The organism is Streptomyces sp. CB01580 (assembly GCF_001905795.1).
Lineage (GTDB): Bacteria > Actinomycetota > Actinomycetes > Streptomycetales > Streptomycetaceae > Streptomyces.
Map to the genome: position 1 here is coordinate 252,894 of NZ_LIXJ01000006.1, position 13,483 is coordinate 266,376.

At 73.4% G+C, this 13,483-nt stretch carries 15 protein-coding genes; 7 read left to right on the forward strand and 8 right to left on the reverse strand.

Annotation, left to right across the window (positions count from 1 at the left end):
- Positions 1-122 precede the first annotated feature (122 nt).
- The 3 genes from AMK22_RS40030 to AMK22_RS12675 all read left to right on the forward strand — a co-directional run bounded on the left by AMK22_RS40030 (position 123) and on the right by AMK22_RS12675 (position 2,275).
- The gene (locus AMK22_RS40030; RefSeq protein WP_199883201.1) at positions 123-347 is read left to right on the forward strand and encodes a DUF4440 domain-containing protein; all 225 of its coding nucleotides are present in this window, start codon (positions 123-125) and stop codon (positions 345-347) included.
- A 362-nt stretch (positions 348-709) separates the two neighbouring features.
- Positions 710-1,276: a DUF4291 domain-containing protein gene (locus tag AMK22_RS12670; protein WP_073784491.1), complete on the forward strand. Its 567-nt coding sequence runs from the start codon at positions 710-712 to the stop codon at positions 1,274-1,276.
- Positions 1,277-1,468: 192 nt separating this feature from the next.
- A complete protein-coding gene (locus AMK22_RS12675) occupies positions 1,469-2,275 on the forward strand; it encodes an SAM-dependent methyltransferase (RefSeq protein ID WP_073784381.1) in 807 nt (268 codons plus the stop codon).
- Positions 2,276-2,390: 115 nt separating this feature from the next.
- Here AMK22_RS12675 and AMK22_RS12680 read toward each other — a convergent pair whose 3' ends face one another.
- The 5 genes from AMK22_RS12680 to AMK22_RS12700 form a co-directional block, all read right to left on the reverse strand.
- Positions 2,391-2,900, reverse strand: a complete 510-nt coding sequence (locus tag AMK22_RS12680) for a mycothiol transferase (protein ID WP_073784383.1) — start codon at positions 2,898-2,900, stop codon at positions 2,391-2,393.
- Positions 2,901-3,038: 138 nt separating this feature from the next.
- A complete protein-coding gene (locus AMK22_RS12685) occupies positions 3,039-4,082 on the reverse strand; it encodes an MsnO8 family LLM class oxidoreductase (RefSeq protein WP_073784493.1) in 1,044 nt (347 codons plus the stop codon).
- Positions 4,083-4,321: 239 nt separating this feature from the next.
- Positions 4,322-4,513: a DUF6381 family protein gene (locus tag AMK22_RS12690; RefSeq protein WP_073784385.1), complete on the reverse strand. Its 192-nt coding sequence runs from the start codon at positions 4,511-4,513 to the stop codon at positions 4,322-4,324.
- A gap of 76 nt (positions 4,514-4,589) precedes the next feature.
- Positions 4,590-5,273 (reverse strand): response regulator, encoded by a 684-nt coding sequence (locus AMK22_RS12695; RefSeq protein ID WP_073784387.1) that lies wholly within the window; start codon positions 5,271-5,273, stop codon positions 4,590-4,592.
- A gap of 331 nt (positions 5,274-5,604) precedes the next feature.
- A complete protein-coding gene (locus AMK22_RS12700) occupies positions 5,605-6,072 on the reverse strand; it encodes a hypothetical protein (RefSeq protein WP_073784389.1) in 468 nt (155 codons plus the stop codon).
- Between the two features lie 377 nt (positions 6,073-6,449).
- Between AMK22_RS12700 and AMK22_RS38340 the strand changes: the two genes are divergently transcribed.
- The 3 genes from AMK22_RS38340 (at position 6,450) to AMK22_RS12715 (ending at position 9,294) form a co-directional block, all read left to right on the forward strand.
- Positions 6,450-6,773, forward strand: coding sequence for a hypothetical protein (locus AMK22_RS38340; RefSeq protein ID WP_073784391.1), 324 nt, complete (start codon positions 6,450-6,452; stop codon positions 6,771-6,773).
- A 413-nt stretch (positions 6,774-7,186) separates the two neighbouring features.
- Positions 7,187-8,245, forward strand: coding sequence for a tetratricopeptide repeat protein (locus tag AMK22_RS12710; protein WP_073784394.1), 1,059 nt, complete (start codon positions 7,187-7,189; stop codon positions 8,243-8,245).
- On the forward strand, positions 8,242-9,294 hold the full coding sequence (locus AMK22_RS12715; protein ID WP_073784396.1) for a polyprenyl synthetase family protein: 1,053 nt from the start codon (positions 8,242-8,244) through the stop codon (positions 9,292-9,294). Before AMK22_RS12710 ends, AMK22_RS12715 begins: the two co-directional genes overlap by 4 nt.
- A 52-nt stretch (positions 9,295-9,346) precedes the next feature.
- Here AMK22_RS12715 and AMK22_RS12720 read toward each other — a convergent pair whose 3' ends face one another.
- Together AMK22_RS12720 and AMK22_RS40035 are read right to left on the reverse strand one after the other, a co-directional pair.
- Positions 9,347-9,550, reverse strand: a complete 204-nt coding sequence (locus tag AMK22_RS12720; protein ID WP_242433947.1) for a hypothetical protein — start codon at positions 9,548-9,550, stop codon at positions 9,347-9,349.
- 95 nt (positions 9,551-9,645) lie between these two features.
- Positions 9,646-9,801, reverse strand: a complete 156-nt coding sequence (locus tag AMK22_RS40035; RefSeq protein ID WP_199883202.1) for a DUF6131 family protein — start codon at positions 9,799-9,801, stop codon at positions 9,646-9,648.
- Between the two features lie 405 nt (positions 9,802-10,206).
- Here AMK22_RS40035 and AMK22_RS12725 point away from each other — a divergent pair, with 405 nt between their 5' ends.
- Positions 10,207-11,253 carry an AI-2E family transporter gene (locus tag AMK22_RS12725; RefSeq protein WP_073784398.1) on the forward strand — a complete coding sequence of 349 codons (1,047 nt, stop codon included), beginning with the start codon at positions 10,207-10,209 and terminating at the stop codon, positions 11,251-11,253.
- A gap of 84 nt (positions 11,254-11,337) precedes the next feature.
- On the opposite strand, the gene AMK22_RS12730 is transcribed toward AMK22_RS12725, so the two are convergent.
- A complete protein-coding gene (locus tag AMK22_RS12730) occupies positions 11,338-13,473 on the reverse strand; it encodes an amylo-alpha-1,6-glucosidase (protein ID WP_242433948.1) in 2,136 nt (711 codons plus the stop codon).
- Positions 13,474-13,483 lie beyond the last annotated feature (10 nt).

Sequence of the window (13,483 nt, forward strand, 5' to 3'; positions counted from 1 at the left end):
GATGGTGCGCCGAGACGAAGACGAACGCGGGGCCGGCGAGGCGAACGGCTCGCGTGGGCGGCTCGGACCCCGGCACTCGAACGGGCCCGCGCGGGCCGGGGTGTGACTGGAAGTCCCGGTCGGTGAAGGGAAGCTGTCATCGGCGGCGCCACGGTCCAGCTACGGACCGTAATGAGGACCTCGCGGTCCTGGTCGTGGGCACGACCGGCGCCGCCCGGTTCCTCGGCACGCTCGCCGGGACGTTCGAGGGAGAGGAGTTCACCGCGCGCCTGCGCTGCACGCGCACCTGGGTCCACGCGGCCGGGAACGGTTGGCGCGTCATCGCCGCTCACGTCAGTCCCGCCTGAGGCCCGGTGGTATCCCGCCGACCGGGGATGGGTGCGGTGAGGGAGTGGAGTGGTCGACGCCCACCTCCTCAAAAGAGCCGCCGCTCCCCAGACCACGGGCAACCGGGGAAAGAGCCGGACACGCCTGGCCACACGGTGCTCGCCGCTGGTTCGGCTCGACGTCGAACACGCCGTCACCCGCCGTCTCCCACCGTTCCGGAAAGGCCGACGGCCCCGGACGCCCATTGCCGGAAACCGCCACCTACCGCTGCCAACTCCCACGACCGCCAGGGCGAATCGCGAGCCCTGTCGCCAACCAGCGGTTCCAGTCACACGGAGATAACCCTTTGCGGGTGGTCGCGACGTCCGGGCAGGATGCGCCGGTGACCCCCCGGTACCAGATACGCGCCCGGTACGACGCTCGCACGATCGTGGTCTACCAGGCGTATTCACCCGCGATCGCCGATCCCTGCCTGCGGGCCGGGCGCTTCGTGCCGCCGTTCTCGTTCCACCGGATGACGTGGATCAAGCCCTCGTTCCTGTGGCTCATGCATCGCAGCAACTGGGCCCGGAAATCGGGGCAGGAACGCATCCTCGCGGTACGGATCACCCGTTCCGGATGGGAGGAGGCGCTGTCCTCGGCGGTGCTGACGACGGCCGATCCGGCGGCCGTGGCACAAGCCCCCGTCCACGTGCAGTGGGATCCGGAACGCTCGTTGCGGGGTGCCGCGCTCAATCACTACAGCATCCAGGTCGGCGTCGGACGCGGGCTGATCCGTACCCTCGCCGAGGACTGGGTCGTCGACCTCACCGACATCACCGCCCAGGCGCGCAAAGCCGCGGCGGCGAAGCAGAGCGGGCGGGCGTCGCAGGCCCAGCGGCTGCTGCCGCCGGAACGGGTCTATCCGGTTCCGCCCGCCCTCGCGAAGAGGCTGGGCATGGACGGCTGAGCCCCGAACACGGGCCCCTCGGCGCCCCTCCTCGCGCAAAGCCGCGTGATCGGACGTGTCGGCTGCGGGTTTGATGGCCCGTCAGGGACGGGTTCCGGTGAAAACACCCGTGCCTCGGCGCGATTCACCGGTCTCCGCGAAGATCCCGCACCAGCCGGGGCACATCCGCATGGCATATGTGAAGATCTGGCCATGAGTACCTCACCGCAGTCTCCGGCCGACCGGATCCAGACGGACCGGCCCCATTCCGCCCGCGTATGGAACTACCTTCTGGGCGGCAAGGACAACTACGCCGTCGACCATCGGATGGGCGACATGATCCTGCAGGCGTTCCCGGACTTCGCCGCCATCGCCCGCCTCCAACGGGCCTTCCTCGCCCGCGCGGTGCACTTCCTGACCGCGGAGGCCGGCATACGCCAGTTCCTCGACATCGGCACGGGCCTGCCGACGGCCAACAACACGCACGAGGTGGCCCAGCGGCTGGCACCCGAGTCCAGGATCGTCTACGTCGACAACGACCCGCTCGTCCTGGCCCATGCGCGCGCCCTGCTCACCAGCACCCCCGAGGGCGCGTGCGCGTACATCGACGCCGATGTCAGGGACGTCGACACGATCCTCGCCGAGGCTGCCGGGACACTGGACCTCACCGAGCCGGTCGGGCTGACCATGCTGGGGATCATGGGGCAGCTGCCCGACGAGGACGACCCGTGGACGCTGGTCGACGGGCTGCTGGCGGCGCTCCCCTCGGGAAGCTATCTGGCCCTCAGCGACGGCACGAACACGAGCGACTCGCTGAACCAGGCCGTCACCTCGTACAACGCGAACGCGGCCAGTTCGTACCACCTGCGCAGCCCCGAGCGGATCGCCGACTTCTTCCACGGCCTGCAGTTGGTGGAGCCGGGCGTGGTGAGGACGTCGGCCTGGCGCCCGGATCCCGCCCGGGGCGGGGTGGACGAACTGCAGGGCCACGCGGTGAGCGGTGTCGGGCTCAAGGTGTGAAACACCCGCTCCCCGGTGCCGGAACGCACGGTGTTTCCACCGGGGAGTCGGAAGAAGGCCGGAGGGCGGGCCGGACGCGCCGCGGGCTTCCCGGTGGGCCGTTCCGGCGACGGCGTCAGCGCCGGGCCAGCGAGCCCCGGATGAACTCCGCCTGTCCCGCGTGCTGCAGGTCGTCCGAGACGACGCTGATCAATCGGACCCCGAGGGTGACCGGTGGCGACCACGCCTCGTCGACGACGCGGTTCAGTGCCCTGCCGTCGAGTCCGCGGACGAACTCCAGGGTTCGCTCGTGCACGGCGTCGTGGTAGCCGAGCAGCAGGTCGGGCGATCCCACGCGCACGGCGGCCACCTCCGAGGCGCTGTGCCCGTATCCGGTGGCGGACTGTTCGAAGGGCAGGTCGAAGCGGGAGGCCCAGTCCTGGGTGAACCAGATCTGCTCGGTGCCGGAGGCGTCGGAGATGTGGTCGTCCTGGACACGGGTGAGGTGCCAGACGAGCCAGGCGATCGTGTTGGCCCCGTCGTCGAGCCGGGTGTGGAGGTCGGCGCGCGACGCGCCCTCGACCGCCGCGTGCACGGTCTCCTGGACGCGGCCGAACGCGTCCGTCAAAAGGTCAGCGCTGTTCATGCCCTCACCATGGCCGCTGCTCCGCGCAGGCCCCGCGATCGACACGCGCGCCGCGCCCGGCGCCGGCGCCCCGCCCGGCCGCGGCGCGCGGGAAGGTGCTCGGTGTTCGCGCGGGGCGGGGGCGTTCCCGCCCGGCGATCAGGGCCGTGATGCGCGGGCCCGCGCGGCCCGGCCGGCCGTCAGCCCCGCAACCCGGGACAGTCGGCGCAACGAGTCCACCAACGCCTCGCGGTCGTGAGTACTGGTGGTGACCAGCACCTCGTCCGCTCCGGTCTCCCCGATGACCGTTTCGAGGGCGGCGGCCACCTGGTCCTCCGTCCCCTGGACATGACCGCGCAGCCCCTTCTCATAGAGGTCGCGTTCCTTCTCCGTCATGGCCAGGGCCTCGATCCTCCCGGCAGGGGCGAGCGGCGGGAACACTCCGTGGGTGCGGGAGTACGCCAGGGACCACGCCTCCGGCATCAGCAGGCGCCGGGCCTCCTCCGTGCCGGCCGCGAGCGCGATCGTGCCCGACACCACGACGTAGGGTTCGACGGCCCGGGACGAGGGACGGAACTCCCGGCGGTAGCGCTCGACGGCCCGGAGCAGCTTCTCCCGGTCACGGAGGTCCCCGACGACCAGCGGCAGTCCGGCCGCCGCGGCCACACCGGCCCCCTCGCCGGTGGCCAGCACGAACGCGGGGATGCGCAGGCCTTCGGCGGGGTGGGCATGCACCCCCGGGTGGACGGTCTGCGTGCCGTCCAGCCAGCCGAGGAGTTCGTCGAGCTGCCCGGCGAAGTCCTCCGCCGCCCTCCTGTCCCGGCCCAGCGCCCTGCGGATGCCGTCCGTGAAGCCCACCGAGCGCCCGAGACCCATGTCGATCCGGCCGGGGAAGAGCGACTCCAGCACCCCGAACTGCTCGGCCACCACGAGTGGTCGGTGGTTGGGGAGCATCACTCCGCCCGTTCCGACCCGGATGGTGGACGTCGCCGACGCGACGGCCGCCGCCAGCACCGTCGGCGCCGAACCGGCGACACCCGGCACGCCATGGTGTTCTGACACCCAGAACCGGTGGTAGCCGAGCGCCTCGGCCTCCTGGGCCAGGCCCACGGAGTCGCGGATCGCCTCCGGGCCGTCGTGGCCCTCACGAATGCGGGACCGGTCGAGCACGGAGAAGCGGGTGGCCGCGATCACGGAGTTCACGTCCTTGTACAACGCCGGGCTCCCGCACGGATTCCCGTACAGCGACCGGCTCCCGCACGGATTCCCCGGCCCGTCGCACGGAACCGCGCGGCCCCCGAGCGGTGGTGCGCGGAAGCTCGGGAGCCGCGCGGTGCTACGCCCGCCCTGCCGGCCGGCAGGGGCGCGGGCCGACACGCCATGGGCGTGGGAGCGATCGTGCCACGGGGTCGACGGGGCCGTCGGCCCATGGGGAGAGGCCGTCACTCCATGGGGTAGATGTCCCCGCTCGCCATGCCGCTGACCTGCTCGCACTCCACCTCGATCCGGCGGGCCTTGTCCTTCAGGCGCCGGCGTTCCTCGGGATCGGTGGTGCGCTCGGCGGCCTCGTCGAGGTCCTTCGCCTTGGCGCGCAACTCCTTCACCCGGCCACGGTATTCATCCGACTCGCTCATGTTCACTCCTTGGATCTGTGGGTGGAGCCGCCTCCGCCACGGAACCAGGTTTCCCGGGACACCGCACCCCAGGCCATCACTCACCGTCACCAAGCACGGGGCGGGCGTCCCGTATCAGCGCGGCGTCCCGGGCGGCCGGCGCCGCACGGACGCGGTTTCCCACTCCCAGCGTAGTCAGGATGCGGCTGACATGGGCTTTCACGGTGCTCTCGCTCATGCCCAACCGTCCCCCGATCTCCGCGTTCGTGGCCCCCTCTGCCAGCAGCACCAGCACCTCGCGCTCGCGCGGCGTCAGCCGGTCGACCCGTTCCCGTTCCACTCCGCTCCCCGTGCGGGCGGTGTGCTGGCAGCGGTCGATCAGCCGCCGGGCCGCCGACGGGTGCAGCAGGGCCGATCCCGCCGCCACGACGTGCACGGCCCGCAGGATCTCCGCCGGAGCGACGTCCTTGAGCAGAAAGCCGTCGGCCCCCGCCGCCGGCGACTCGTACACGTACGCGTCCGGATCGAAGGTGGTCAGGGTGATGACGCGCGGCGCGTGGGGCAACCCGCGCAGCCGCGCGATCGTCTCGATGCCGTCCAGCCCCGGCATGCGTACGTCCATGAGGGCGACGTCCACGCGGTGTGCGGTGGCCTGCGCCACCGCCTGAAGGCCGTCGGCCGCCTGGGCGACGACCTCGATGCCGGGATCGGTCGCCGGCAGATCGGTCAGCGCCGGCCGGACCAGCGCGTCGTCGTCCACCACCATCGTCCTGATGGGCATCGCGCTCACCGCCCGGCCTCGCTGCGGAGCGGGGCGCCCCGTCGCGGCGCCGGGGCCCCGGTGTTCCCCGCCCCGTCCCGCTCCGGGCCCGTCCCCCGGACCGGCAGCCGGGCGGTGAGCCGCCACCCGCCGTCCGGCCCCGGACCGTGGTCGAGCCGGCCGTGCGGCCCGGCGTACTTCGCCTATCTCGGCACCGCCCGGGACGGTCGCGGGACGCACGGTGTGGGCCAATGTCCCGCGCGCGAGGGTGTGGCGGCTCGCGTCCCCCGCTCCCAAAATCGCCCCGCGCCGGGCACGTTCCGCGAGTGCCCGCCCCGGATCCGGCTGACCGTCAGCCCCGGCACCGGCACCGGCGCCGGTGGCACCTGGAGCGGCGGGGGGCCGTCCGGCGGGCGCCCGCACCGAGGAATCCGAGCCCGATGCCCAGCATCCAGGTGTCCTTGGCCAGCGGAATGCCGTTCTGCGTGGGCCGCAGGCTGCCGGGTTCCCGCATTCCGGGCAGCCGGAGGTAGAGGCCGAGCAGCCCTCCGGAGAACCCGGTCAGCGCCAGTCCGGCCAGTCGCGTCGGCACGACCGGGGAGACCAGGGCGCCGCCGATGGCGACCTCCGACCAGGCGAGCATCCGGGTGAATCGCCCGGGCTCGATCCTCCGCAGGAACGGGTAGGCCGCGCAGGCCATGTCGTGCACGGTACGGGCGGTCTCCTCGTCCGCCTTCAGCTTGCCCAGGCCGGAGTTCAGGAGGAACGCGCCGGTGGCAAGGCGGGGGGCCACATCGCGCAGTTCGATCGCCGTCGTCATGGGAGCCTCCGTCGGTCGGTGGTCCGGCCCCCCGTCGAGCTTAGCCAGAACGTGCCGGTGGCGCTTCGCGAGCGCCACCGGCCGGGGCCGTACGGGGCCGCGAGGCCCCGCACCGGCTCCGTCGGCGGGCCGCGGCCGTAACGACGGTCGGTGCCCGGCGGACGGCCTCGTCCCCGCGTGAGGCCCGAAGGACGGTTCCGCCTGCGGACGGCGGCGCGTCGACGGTACTGCCCGGCGGCCGTTCAGCCCCCGCCATGGCCCCGTGCGCACGAGGCCGTGGCCCTTCGCGCGAGCCGTTCACCGAGGACCACCCGGTCGTGCGAATCACTCGCATCCGCGGCCCGTCGCCGAGCCCGGAGTCCGGTACTTTTGGCCGGATGACGACGTATTTCCGCAACGAGCAAGCGGCGAGGGAGCAGCCGGCGCTGATGCCCGTGCAGTCCCAGGAGGTGGACGAGGGCTACCGGCTGGTCGATCCGAACGGGGTCCTGACGCCCACGGTGGAACACGTGCAGTGGGTGGACAACCACCCGTCGGGCCCGGACACCCACGTGGTCGTCTCGTTCGAGGACGGTACGGACATCGAGTTCCCGTTCGACGTGCCGCTGACCGCCGTCTGGCACGACGAGCGTCGCCCGGTGCGCGGGGCCGACCTCGCCTCCGCCGCCCCCGCCTCCTGGGGCAGGCCGCTCGACCGCTGACGTACGGCCGGACCGGGCCCGCGCCCGCCGATTCACCGTCGGCGCCGCCGCCTCGGACGCCGGGGCCCGTCGCGGCACCGCCGCGTGTCCCGGGCCCGAACGGCGGGATCCGTCCCGAACCGGCCATCGGGACCCGGCAACCCGGATCTCCGGACCGAATCGCCCGCCCGAAGCGATGTCCCGGCTCCCGGCACTCGGCGCGAATCAGCCGGTGTTCGACTTCCGTTGGTCCCGGAGCAACCTCGGGCACCGTCCCACCGTCTTGATCAACAGCAAGGCGGTTCGCCGCAAGAGACACCCTGTCCGAAACCCCACGAGTGCCCGGGTGCGACCACCAGTCAACTATGCACCGAATGTATACATGATGTGCATAGAGTCACTGCCGGCGTCCCGGACGCGCGCGAAAGGCTTCCATGCACAGCAAGGCACTGGCACCCGAGTACCAGGGCGCCCTCACCAAGATGTCGGTGAACTCCTCACTCACGGACGTACTCGCCGAAGGACTACGGCACTTGAGGGAGGCCGAGCTCACCGGGTCGCAGCAGGAGGTGGCGCGCTGCGGGCTCGCGGTGGCCGAGGCGCACCGCCGGCTCGGCGACGTCGAGGAGGCGGACCGGGCATGGAAGGCCAGTTACCGGGCGGCCCGTTCGGCGGGCGACCAGGGGGCGATGGCATGGGCGCTGTGGAGCGGCGGGACGCTCGCCCGGCAGCGTGGTGAACTCCGGCTCGCCTTCCGCCTGTTGGAGCTCGCGGCCGACATGGGCGAACGCGGCGGGGACATCGTCGCGCGCGGGTACTCCCTCGCCGGTCTCGCGGAGACGGGGCGAATACAGGGCGACTACCGGACCGTCGCGGCCCTGCACGAACAACTGCTGGCCGAGGCGCGCGCCCGGGGCGAGGCACGCCACACGGTCTGGGCCCTGGAGGGCATCGCCCAGATCCACCGCAACACCGGTTCGCTCGACAGCGCGCTGGCCATGTTCGAGGAGGCGGCCGAACTGGCCGGGGCCGCGGACGACCGGCGGGGCCGGGCCTGGGCCCTGCGCGGCATGGCCGACATCATCTCCCTGCGGGACGACCCGGAGCGCGCCCTGGCCCTGCTCTCGGAGGCCGAACTCACGTGCCGCGAGATGAAGTTGTCCAGCGCCCTGGCGTACAACCACAAGATGCGCGCCAACGTGCTCTTCCGTGCCCGCCGTTACGAGGAGGCGCGCCGGGTCTACGCGCAGGCGCTCGACGAGTTCCGTGCCATGACCGAACCCCGGGGCGAGGCCCTGGCCCGGCTGGGACTGGTCAAGTCGCTCGCCCGGCTCGGCCGCGCCCCGGACGAGACCGTCGCCGACCTGACCGAACTGCGCCGCACGCTGGACCGGATCGGCCTGCTCAACGCCCGCGAGATGGTGGACAAGGCGTTCGCCGAACTCGGTGTGGCACCGGCCGATGACGCGGACGAGAAGAGCGGGCGACGATGACCTCTCCGTCCGTGACGCGCGGGCCCACCGCGCCGCAGATCCTCGGCCGCTGCCGCGACCTGGTCCGCCCGGCGCTCGCACGTGCCGTGCGCCAACTGCACCCGTGGCACGCGGAGATGGCCGCCTACTCCTTCGGCTGGGACACGGCGGACGGCGGCCCGCCGCCGGGTTCGCAGGGCAAGGGGGTCCGTCAGGCCCTCGCCCTGCTCGCCGCCGAGGCCGCGGGCGCGCCCGCGGAGGAGGCCGTGGTCGGTGCGGTCGCCGTCGAACTGATCCATGTCTTCTCGCTCCTCCACGACGACATCATGGACGGCGACGAGACCCGCAGACAGCGCGCCACCGTCTGGAAGGCGTACGGGACGGGACCGGCGATCCTCGCGGGGGACGCGCTGTTCGCGCTGGCGGTGCGGACGCTGGCCGAGGCTCCCGGCCCGCACGGCGCGGCAGCGGTGCGGCATCTCGCCGCGACACTGGCCGACCTGGTACGCGGCCAGGCCGAGGACCTGCTCTTCGAGTCCCGGCCCTGGACCGGGCCGAAGGCGGTGCGACCGCGGGAGTACCGGTGGATGGCCGAGCACAAGACCGGTGCGCTGCTCGGTTGCGCGGCGGGGCTGGGCGGTGTGCTCGCAGGTGCGCCGTCCGCGACCGTCGACGCCCTCGCCGACGCCGGCCGGCACCTCGGGGTCGCGTTCCAGGCCGTGGACGACCTTCTCGGCATCTGGGGTGATCCGGAGGTCACGGGCAAGCCCGTCCACAGCGATCTGCGCCGGCTGAAGAAGACGTACCCCGTCCTCGCGGCCCTCGCGTCGGACCGTCCGGCCGCCGGGCGCCTGGCGGTTCTCCTGGGCACCGGGGACCCGCTCGACGCCCCGGCCGCACGGCGGGCCGCCGGTCTCGTCGAGGAGGCCGGCGGGCGGGAGGAGACGCTGGCCGAGGCCCACCGGCACCTGGAGGGCGCACGCCGCAGTCTGGAGAGCGTTCCCCTGGCACCGGGCGCGCTCGACGAGATCCTCGCGCTGCTCCCGTTCCTCGTCGAACGCGCCGTGTGAGTCCGCTGCGTGCGCCCGGCGGGAGGCCGCGGCGCTCCACCCCGCGCCCGGCTCACCGGTTCCGGGCCGTGCCGGTCGGGGCGGCCAGGAAGACGTCCACGCTGCCGTGGTGCCGCGCCGACAGGGCCCGGCCGACGATGCGGTGCCCCGGCGTCACCGCGCCGATGCCCGCCGGTGCGGCACGCAGCGGGACTCCGCTGCGGAGGCACGCGTCGGCCACCAGCGGCGTGGACAGGTCGTCAAACGCCCTCAGCATCACGGTCTCCCTGGCAGTGTGCCGCCGTCCTCCGCTCGAACAGCGGGCGACAGCAGCGGGGTCGAGGCGCGATGCTACTGGGGGCGGACCGGGTCCTACCAGTAGTGCCGCCGCCCGCCCACGGCATGCCCCACGGTGCCCAGGACCCAGAGGACGAGTCCGATCACGACCAGCACGATGCCGATGGTCCACAGAATCGAGATGCCCGTCACCAGGCCGAGGATCAGCAGAATGACGCCAAGGACGATCATGGAGTCCTCCAATCACGCATCTCACTCCAGTATGCGCCGGACACCACGTAGGGGTGACGTGGAACGTCGGTGGCCCGACGCCCTCCCACGGCCACCGGCCCGGACGCCCTCGCCCCCTCGTGGCGCGTGCCCCGGAGCACGCCCGGGGCTCCGCCCGTAGGGTGACTTCCCGCGCATGTCGCCCCGGGAGCCCCGAACGACGCCGTCCCTGCTGGTACCAGCAGGGGAATGCCCAGGCCATCGCATCCGCAGCCCGACCGCACGGCCTCCGGCGGCCAGCCCGGAGCACGCCGGACGCGTCTTCGTGCCGCCCCCCGCCGGGCGCGGCGCGGATCGCCCGGCCCCGCGTCCCGGATCGCGCGCGCGCGTCCCGCGCCGCCCCGTGGCGGCCGGCGCGAGCCACGGGTGAACCCCACGCTGCGGGCGTGCGCCGCGTACGCCTGGCGGATCCTCGTCGTGGGGGCCGTCGTGTACGCGGCCTTCTCCGTCCTGGGACGGTTCCACGAGGTGGCGGTGGCCGTCTTCCTCGGCCTGGTCGGCACCGCGATGCTGCGGCCCGTCGCGGACCTCCTCGCCCGTCCGCTGCCCCGGTCGCTGGCCGTCGCCCTGGCCGTGCTCGGCAGCATCGTCCTGGTCCTCGGTGTGCTCAGTCTCGTCGGCGAGGCGGTGGCGAGGGAAAGCGCGGGGCTGGAGCGGGAGTTCGGTGCCGGACTCGGGCGGATCAAGCGCTGGCTGGAAGCGGCGCCGTTCCGGCTGGACCCGCATGTGCTCGACGATCTCCAGTCCCGGATCGGCGAGTACCTCTCCCGCCATCGCTCCGTCGTCATCAGTACGGCCCTCAGCGGGGTGGGGCGACTGGTCGAGGTGGTGACGGTGTTCGCGCTCGCCCTGTTCTGCTCGGTCTTCTTCATCCACTCGGGGGACCGGCACTGGAACTGGTTGTGCGCACAGCTCCCGGAGACGGCCCGGGACCGGGTGGAGATCGCGGGCCGGGCGGCCTGGCGGACGTTCACCGGGTACACCCACGGCATCGTCCTGGTGGCGGCGACCAATGCCGTGCTCGTCGGGCTGGCCCTGTTCGCGCTCGGGGTTCCGCTGGCGGTTCCGCTGGCGCTGCTGGAGTTCTTCGCCGCGTTCGTCCCGCTGATCGGCTCGCCGATCGCGCTCGCGATCGCCGCCGTGGTGGCCCTGGCGGCGAAGGGTCCGGTCGTGGCGGCCGTCGTCATCGCGCTGATCGTGGTCATCGGGCAGATCGAGGGCCATCTGCTGCATCCGATCGTGATGAGCTGGGCGGTCCGTCTGCACCCCGTCGTGGTCGCGGTCGCGGTGATCGGCGGCGCCATCACGGCGGGGGTGCTGGGTGCCGTGGTGGCGGTGCCGCTCGTCTCCGTCCTCTGGTCGGCCCGTCAAGCGCTGCGCCGGGCGGGCGGGTCCGCGCGCACGACGCGCTGAACCGCCCGCACCGGCGCGTGCTCCCCCGCCCCGCCGCCCCGGGCACGCCCGGCGCCGCCCGTGACGGGACGCCGCGACCCCACGTCAACGGGGGCTCGGGTGTCCCCGCCTCACCTCCAGGCCCCCGGGCGCGTCGACGTGCGCCGTGCCGTCGGCGTCGACGCGGATGTCGAGGCGTCCGCCCGCGACTTCGAGCCCCTCCACCCGCAACGGCCGGTACGCCTCGGCGAAGGCGGGCGCGACCGTGAGCGTGCCGCCCGGCACGTCGGCGGAGAGTCCCAGCACCGACTGGAGGACCAGCACGGACGAGGCCGCCGCCCATGCCTGCGGGCGGCAGGAAGCCGGATAGGGCGAGGGCAGCACGTCCGTCGCCGCACCGTGGCCCGCGAACAACTCGGGCAGCCGGGCGTCGAAGGCGTCGGAAGCGGTCAGCAGACCCGCGGACAGGGACGCGGCCGTCGCCGGGAACCCGGCCCTCACCAGGCCGTGCACCGCGATCGCGGTGTCGTGCGGCCAGATGGAACCGATGTGGTAGCCGTACGGGTTGTACGCCACGGAGTCGCTGCTCAGGGTCCGCAGGCCGTGGCCCGAGTCGAGGTCGGGCGCGCCGAGCCGGGCGGCCAGCAGGGCACTCTCCTCGTGGTCGAGCAGGCCCGTGCCCAGCAGGTGGCCGAAGCCCGAGGTGGCCGAGTCCACCGGCCTGCCCTCCCCGTCGAGCGCCACGGCCGGGTACGGTCCCCGCTCGTCCTCCACCCAGAAACGGGCGCGGAACCGCTCGCGCAGCCGCTGCGCCCACTCCTCCCACGCGTCGGCTCCGGGGCGGCCGAACGCGCGCAGCAGGTCCGCGCCTCCCCGGGCCGCCTCGTACGCGTACGCCTGGACCTCGCAGAGCGCGATCGGGGCGGTGGCGATCCGTCCGTCGCCGTACCGGATGGAGTCGCCGGAGTCCTTCCAGCCCTGGTTGGCCAGGCCCCGGCCGGTGTGGTCGACGTACTTGAGGAAGCCGTCGCCGTCCGCGTCGCCGTGGTCGCGCATCCACGCGAGGGCGGACTCGGCGTGCGGCAGGAGCTGTTCGACCTGCTCGGGCGCGAGGCCCCAGCGCCAGGCGTCGTGCAGCAGGGTGACCCAGAGCGGGGTGGCGTCCACCGTGCCGTAGTAGCAGGGCGGCAGGGAGAAGCCCTGGTCGAAGTCCTGGGTGGCGCGGCGCACTTCGTGCAGTATCTTGCCGGGCTGCTCCTCGGTCGCCGGGTCGGACTTCGTGCCCTGGCGTCGGGCGAGCGTACGCAGGGTGCCGGCGGCCAGGCCGGTGCCCAGGGGCAGCAGCATGCGGGCGGCCCACAGGGAGTCGCGGCCGAAGAGGGTGAGGAACCACGGGGCCCCGGCGGCCAGGAACTGGTCGGCGGGCCGCTGCGGATCGGTGAGCCGCAGCCGGTCGAGGTCGGCGGCGGACCGGCTCAGCCAGTGGTCGAAGCCCCGGTCGGCGCTGCGCAGCGCGGGTGTGCGCCAGGGCAGGGTGCCCTCCGCGGGCGCGGGGAACTGGTCGCCGTCCTCGTGCGCGGCCTCGCAGTGCAGCACGGCGGTCCACGTGGCGCCCGGCGCGAGTTCGACCTCGTACTCCAGCCGTCCGGCGGCCGGGTCGACGGCGGCCGGCCGCGTACGGCTGGTGAGGCGTACGGAGAAGGCGCCGCCGGACCAGACGAATCCGTCCTCGACGGTGCCGGCCGGGACCGGGGGCAGGACATGGCCGGACTTGACCCGCTCCATCGGGGCGAGGTCGGTCCCGGCGGTGACGACCAGCCGGAAACGGACGTACCGCCCCCCGGCGTTGTTCGCCTCGAAGGTCTCCTCCAGGTTGCCGGGGGTGACGCGACGCCGTCGGCGCAGGGTGACCGCAGGGTCCGCCGTCGACTCGCCGAGGCCGCGCAGCACGCTGCGGAAGGCCGCGCGGTCCGCGCCCTCCAGGGTTCCTCGCACCGGTGCCGGCTCCGTGCCGTCCACCGCGACCGTCAGCCGGGAGAGCGCCCTGCTGTCGCCGTGGTAGAAGCCGTCCGCGGGGCCGTCGATCTGCCCGTCCGCGTGCGAGATCGCGAAGCTCGGAGCGTACAGCGTCACACAGGCGTCGTGCAGGAACGGCTGGAGGCCCTGGGGGGCCGGGCCGTCCTCGGCGCCGGAACGCGTGTCGGGAATCTCAGGGTCTTGGGTCTTGACAGTCGTGTCCAACAGAGCGGAA